We start from the raw sequence: 4,034 nt of genomic DNA, 5'->3' as shown, positions 1-4,034 counted from the left end.
CGGGCCGGGCGCCGGCGAGAACGGCCGGGCGCGGGGGCGAGCGCGCCGGCCGCCCGCAGCGCCGCCGGGCGCCGCCGCCCCCGCCCCCGCCCGGCGCACGCCGTCCCGCGGACCGTACGCCCCCGGATCATGCGGGCCGGCCACCGGAAAGATGGGGGCCGGTCCCCCATGCCCCGGCGGCCACGGCAGGACAAGGATCAGCCCCGAGGGCGGCGACTTCGACGGCAGCGCGGCCCTCACCCGGCATCGGAGGTGCGGTGGTGGCAGAGGTGAACGCCGTGCGCAGAGCGCGCCTCGACGGGGGTGTCGCACCGGATCAGGGCCCGGTCGCACCGGCCGCCACCCCGACCCCCGCAACACCGCACTCTCCGATGCCCGGCGACCTTCCGGCCCGCACCGGCGACCGGCCGGCCGGCCATGCCGACCAGGCCCACACCGGCCAGGCCCACTCCGGCCCGTCCTGTTCCGGCCAGACCCAGGCCGACGGCGACGACCCGGTCCGCGTCGGCGACCACCCGGCAAGCGCGGCCCCGGCTGCCGCCCCCGCCGCCAGGGCTTCCGCCCGGCCCCGGACGACCCGGCTCCGCCTCACCGCGACCGCCCCCTCGCCCTGGTGGGAACCCGCCCTGACGCCGGGCCGGCCCGCTCCGTCCGGCCGCCCCGAGTGGGCCGCGTTCACCGAGGCCGCCGTCGCCGCCGCGCCCGAGCAGCCGGTCGTCCCGCGCGCCGCCTACCCCGGCCTCACCGGCTTCGGCCTCGTCCTGGCCCCCTTCGCCCACCACGCGCTGGCCCGCCTGCTCTCCGCCCTCGACACCGCCGGCCTCGCCGTCGCCGTCCCCGCCGGCCTCGCCGGCCTCGCCGGCCCTGCCGACCCGGCCGTCCCGCACCTCGACATGCCCTCCCTGCAGGCCGGCTTCACCGCCCGCCTCACCGAGCGCCTGAGCCGGATCGCCGCCCGCACCCTGGTCCTTGAGCTGCACACCGCGCGCACCGCCGGCCGGCTCAGCGGCGGCACCCCGCAGGAACGGTTCCGCTCCTTCCTCGCCCTCACCGCCCGCCGCGACGGCCTCGCCACCCTGCTGCGCACCTACCCGGTACTCGCCCGGCTGCTCGCCCAGACCTGCCTGGACGCCGCCGACGCCCACGCCGAACTGCTCACCCGCTTCGCCGCCGACCGCCCGCTGCTGGTCACCGACCTGCTGCGCGGCACCGACCCCGGCCCGCTGCTGGCCGTCGACTCCGAGGCCGGCGACCGCCACCGCCGCGGCCGCGCCGTCGCGGTGCTGCACTTCGCGAACGGCGCCGCCGCCGTCTACCGCCCCCGGCCGCCCGCCGCCCACCGGCACTTCAACGCGCTGCTCGGCTGGCTCAACACCAAGCCCGACGTGCCCAGGCTGCGCGCGCTCGGGCTGCTGGACCGGGGCGGCTACGGCTGGGCCGAGTTCGCCGAGGCCCGCCCCTGCCGCACCCCGTACGAGGTGGACCGGTTCTACCGGCGCGCAGGCGTGCTGCTCGCCCTGCTGCACGTGCTGGACGGCACCGACCTGCACTTCGAGAACGTGGTCGCCGCCGGGGAGCAGCCCGTCCTGGTGGACGTCGAGACGCTGTTCCACCCGCCGGCCCAGGCCTGCCCCGCGGAGGACCCGGCGGCCCGCGCCCTGGAGGAGTCGGTCCACCGGGTCGGGCTGCTGCCGCAGCTGCTGCTCGGCGACGACGGCGCGGTCGACGTCTCCGGCCTCGGCGGCGGACGGCGCGCGACGTCCCCGGTGGAGGGCGTGGACTGGGCGGGCGCCGGCACCGACGAGATGCGCCTGGTGCGGCGCCCCCGCCCGTTCCGCGAGGCCCGCAACCGGCCCCGGCTGCACGGCGCCCCCGTCGACCCGGCGCCGCACACCGCCGCGCTGCTGGCCGGCTTCCGCGCCGGCTACGCCGCCCTCGTCGCCGGCCGCGGTCAACTCACCGGCCCCCGCGGCCTGCTGCGGGCCTTCGCCGAGGACGAGGTCCGGGTGGTGCCGCGCGCGACCCGCGTCTACACGCAACTGCTGGACGAGTCGACCCACCCCGACGTGCTGCGCGACGCCGCCGCCCGCGGCGCGGTGCTGGAGCTGCTGCGCACCGACGCCGTCGCCGACCCGGGCCGACCCGGCCTCGCCGACCACGAGCTCGCCGACCTCTGGGCCGGCGACGTCCCGCTGTTCACCACCCGCCCCGGCAGCCGCGACCTGTGGACGGCCGCGGGCCGCCGGCTCCCCGGCGAGCTGGCCGAACCCGGGCTGGCCCGCGCCGAGGCCAAACTCGCCGCGCTCGGCGGGGTGGACCGCAAGGACCAGGAGTGGATCATCCGCGCGGCGATGGCCGGCGCCGCCCCCACCCCGGCGCACCGCCCCGGCCGCCCGGCGCCCGAGAACGTCTGGGCCACCGCGCCCGAGCCCGAACGGGTGCTCGCCGCCGCCCGCGGCATCGGCGACCAGCTCGTCGCGGCGGCCTACCGCGGGCGCACCCGCACCAACTGGCTCGGCCTGGAGCTGCTCGCCGACCGGTACTGGCGGGTCCGGCCGCTCGGCGCCGACCTGGCCGGCGGGTACACCGGCACCGCGCTCTTCCTCGCCCAACTCGCCGCGCTCACCGGCTCCGACCGCTACGCCGAGGCGGCCCGCCGGGCGCTGGCGCCCGTCCCCGGCCTGCTCGACCTGCTCGGCGCCCACCCCGACCACCCGGCCGCCGTCGGCTCGGGCGGGTTCGCCGGGCTCGGCGGCATCACGTACGCGCTCACCGAGATCGCCCGCACCCTCGACGACCCGCTGATCCGGCAGTGGACCGGCCCCGCGGTGGCGCTCACCGCGGCCGCCGCCGCACGCGAGACCGACACCGGCGTGCACAGCGGCACCGCCGGCGGCCTGGCCGCCCTGCTCGCCGTACACGCCGCCACCGGCCGGCCCGACGCCCTGCACGCCGCCGCCCGCTGCGCGGACCGGCTCACCGCGGAGCCGCCACCGGCCGGCCCCGGCTTCGCACACGGCGCCGCGGGCACCGGCTGGGCGCTGCTGCGCTACGCCCGGGCCACCGGCGAACCGGCCGACGGCCCGCACCACCGGGCCGGCCTGGCCGCCCTGCACGCCGCCACCGCCGGCCGCGCCCGCGAACCGTCCTGGTGCCGCGGCCGGCCCGGCATCGCGCTCGCGGTGGCCGACAGCCCGGCCGCCGCGGACGACCCGCAGCTCGCCGGGTGGCTGCAACAGGCCGTCCGGAACACCGCGCGCGCCGCCCCGCTGCCCGACCACGGCCTGTGCCACGGCGAGCTCGGCGTGCTGGAGCTGCTCGGCCACGGCCGCCCCGCGCAGGGGCGCACGCCGTGGGTCAGACGGGCCGGCGCGCTGCTGGCCGGCCTCGACCAGGACGGCGCCCGCTGCGGCACCCCGGAGCACGTGCCGCACCCGGGCCTGCTCACCGGACTGGCCGGGATCGGGCACGGGCTGCTCCGGCTGGGCTTCCCCGAGCGGGTGCCGCCCGCCCTGCTGCTGCGTCCGACGGCGCCCTGAGCGCACCGTCGTCACGGTCCGCCCGGACCGGGTACGGTGCGGCGGGCGGGCGTTGCCGCCCGCCCGGTTCCAACCCTGTCACCACCCGATTCAAGGACGAATGGGAGTATCTGAGCACATGTACGACACCGACCTGACGCTCGTTCCGGTCCCGGCGACCACCCGGCCCGACGAGCCGGCCGACCACCCCGCGGGCGAGATCCGCCTGCGCACCGGCGGCGGCCTGGGCCTGCGCTCGCACCTGCTCGCCTCCGGCGGTTCCCCGGCACCCTCCTTCGAGTTCCCGACCATGACCGTTCCCGCCTGACCGGCCCGCCACGCGCCACCACCGCACCACCCACCGACCCGCGGACGACGTGCCCACCCGGACACGCCCGCCCGGGCCGGCCGCCACCGGGGACCGGGCAGCCCCCCCGGGGCGGCCCCGGGGGGACCCCCCCCCCCCCGTGGGGGGGGACGGTGAACCACCCGAGCCGCCACCGCCTCTTAATAGGG

General features: G+C 79.8%; 2 protein-coding genes. Both read left to right on the top strand.

Annotation, left to right across the window (positions count from 1 at the left end; translation table 11 throughout):
- Positions 1-371 precede the first annotated feature (371 nt).
- Entirely contained in the window at positions 372-3,539 is a 3,168-nt protein-coding gene (locus ABZ885_RS36905; protein ID WP_360198908.1) for a type 2 lanthipeptide synthetase LanM family protein, read from the top strand.
- A gap of 100 nt (positions 3,540-3,639) precedes the next feature.
- Positions 3,640-3,846 carry a hypothetical protein gene (locus ABZ885_RS36900; protein WP_360198906.1) on the top strand — a complete coding sequence of 69 codons (207 nt, stop codon included), beginning with the start codon at positions 3,640-3,642 and terminating at the stop codon, positions 3,844-3,846.
- Positions 3,847-4,034 lie beyond the last annotated feature (188 nt).

The sequence above is a fragment of the Kitasatospora sp. NPDC047058 genome (assembly GCF_040643935.1).
Lineage (GTDB): Bacteria > Actinomycetota > Actinomycetes > Streptomycetales > Streptomycetaceae > Kitasatospora.
Note: the sequence above shows the minus strand (reverse complement) of the source record. Positions and strands in the feature narration are given on the sequence as shown.

Bases quoted from the DNA above. Each gene is read 5' to 3' on its own strand.
- ABZ885_RS36900 (WP_360198906.1), top strand. From the start codon at position 3,640: ATGGGAGTATCTGAGCACATGTACGACACCGACCTGACGCTCGTTCCG.
- ABZ885_RS36905 (WP_360198908.1), top strand. From the start codon at position 372: ATGCCCGGCGACCTTCCGGCCCGCACCGGCGACCGGCCGGCCGGCCAT.